2 protein-coding genes and 1 pseudogene are annotated in these 1,920 nt (G+C 44.2%); all 3 read right to left on the bottom strand.

Features of this window, described 5'->3' with window-relative positions:
• Positions 1–106 precede the first annotated feature (106 nt).
• The gene (locus EDM57_RS22455; protein ID WP_122906900.1) at positions 107–754 is read right to left on the bottom strand and encodes a hypothetical protein; all 648 of its coding nucleotides are present in this window, start codon (positions 752–754) and stop codon (positions 107–109) included.
• Positions 755–877: 123 nt separating this feature from the next.
• A pseudogene (gene istB / locus EDM57_RS22450) lies at positions 878–1,632 on the bottom strand (IS21-like element helper ATPase IstB).
• A gap of 13 nt (positions 1,633–1,645) precedes the next feature.
• Positions 1,646–1,920, bottom strand: a 275-nt coding sequence (locus EDM57_RS24130) for a Mu transposase domain-containing protein (protein WP_425455829.1), incomplete at its 5' end; no start/stop codon positions are given.

Below are 1,920 nucleotides of genomic sequence, written 5' to 3'. Positions count from 1 at the left end.
TATTAATGCAACGCTAGTGGGTTGCTGGTTTCTTTATGCTCAGTACGGAGTATGACGGTTGTTGTCAACGCCGACTTTACTTGTCGGCGTTGACATTATCAACCAACTACTTAATAAAAGGGCGTAAATAAAGACCTTCAGTTGTAGCAATTGTTTGAAGAAGTTCTTGGCTGTCAAGATTACCGATATAAGCGGGCATATTTAGATCATAGTTAGACCATATACAAATCTTTAACTTTTCAAAGACAAAAACGGTAGAAACCGTTTCACGTAAGCCTAATTCTAGTAAAACTTCTAAATCTGCTACATGGTCAACTTTTAAATAGTCAGTATCCCCCTCATTCAGGGTATCTTGAAGAGTAATCACACGACGCTCTTTTGTTTCGTCATGTAATACTTCTTTTATACGTTCAGCATTTTCGGTTCGTAGAGAGGTCTCAACCCATACAGAATCATAAGCCCATAGTAGTTTGAACAGCCGTTGATACTTTTCCTCTTCTTTCATATAAATTTCTTTAAGAGCTTGTTTATCTTCAACCATGGAAAAGTTTACATTTAGCGCAGAAAATTTGAAGTTATCTTCAATGATTCTTGGAAATCTGTCAATGATTAAACTTTGACTGGAAAATTTTTCGAAAACGATTTCGCTATGTTCTAACAGCACAGTACTTGAGTCTGAATCCCTGTTAGGATCAATGGATATATCCCATTCTTCATTCCAAAGCGATTTTACTACGGTTTCAAATTTGGTCATAGTATCTCCCATCTTAGAGTATTAGTCACGCAGAATTTTGCCTTCATCGTTAAGTGTCAACGCCGACTTTATTTTGACCCACCCTCGCCGGTTTAGAACTGACCCACCCGGCGATTTTGTTGGTTAGGTGGTAGAGGGAGAGCCGTAGGCTCCAGTCCTCATTTTTTCACGAAGTCGGTAACTATTCCCTCTAATGTTAACGATGTGGGAATGGTGTAAGAGTCGATCCAGAATAGCTGTAGCAAGTATCGGATCGCCCATCAATTCCCCCCATTCACCGAAGCTCTTGTTGCTGGTCAACAGAATACTCCCTCTCTCGTATCTTGCACTTACTACCTGGAAAAAGAGGTTAGCTGCCAAACTGTCAAACGGCAAGTAGCCAATCTCGTCAATCACGAGGAGCTTTGGGCGAATATAGATACGGATGCGTTTATCCAGTCTGTTCTCCATGTAAGCTTTTCGCAGATCCTTGATGAGATGCGACAGACTGACAAAGTAAACGGATATCCCTTGCGAGATGGCTTCTACAGCCAACGCCACCGCCAAATGACTTTTTCCTACTCCGGGAGGTCCTAAGAACAAGACATTCTCGTGTCGGGTTACAAAAGTCATCGTGGCCAGCTCTCGAATCAATCGTTCGTCAATACTAGGTTGGAAAGCAAAATCGAACTCCAGTAAGGCAAATGGGCAAGTTTGGTGCGTACCTCCATATTCCGCTTTTGACGTTCCGCTATCTCGGCATCAAGGAGCGTGTTGAGAAAGGACAGATAAGTGGGCTGTCCATGACTTGCCGCTTCCAAGTGAGCATCCAAAAGGAGAGCCGCTTGTTGAAGCCCAAGTTCCTCGAGGCGTAGTCGCTCCTGTTCCAGTTCAATCATGCTCCCACCTCCGTCAGCTGCTCATAGACGTCCAGCGAACGTACTTCCACTTGTTGCGGTGAAATCTGTCGGCTTGTGGACGTGGATAGGCATATCCTTGAGCGGTCGAAAGACCTGCGTACTGGTTTTCGCAAAAAACAGTGGTGCGGGATCGATAGACCTTTTGATGTCGAGCAATACATGTGCCGTCGGCCCAGATTTCCACCCACCCATTCACTTCGCGAACGGTACTCTCACGTCCACTGTACCTCCATGGAACGCCATATCGTACACCATCGTAGCTAACAA

Source organism: Brevibacillus gelatini (assembly GCF_003710935.1).
Lineage (GTDB): Bacteria > Bacillota > Bacilli > Brevibacillales > Brevibacillaceae > Brevibacillus > Brevibacillus gelatini.
The sequence above is the reverse complement of the archived record's forward strand: the minus strand, read 5'-3'. Positions and strand labels throughout refer to the sequence as shown.

What these genes read in the sequence shown, in the direction of transcription:
- EDM57_RS22455 (WP_122906900.1), bottom strand. Translation starts at nt 754, where the DNA reads ATGACCAAATTTGAAACCGTAGTAAAATCGCTTTGGAATGAAGAATGG.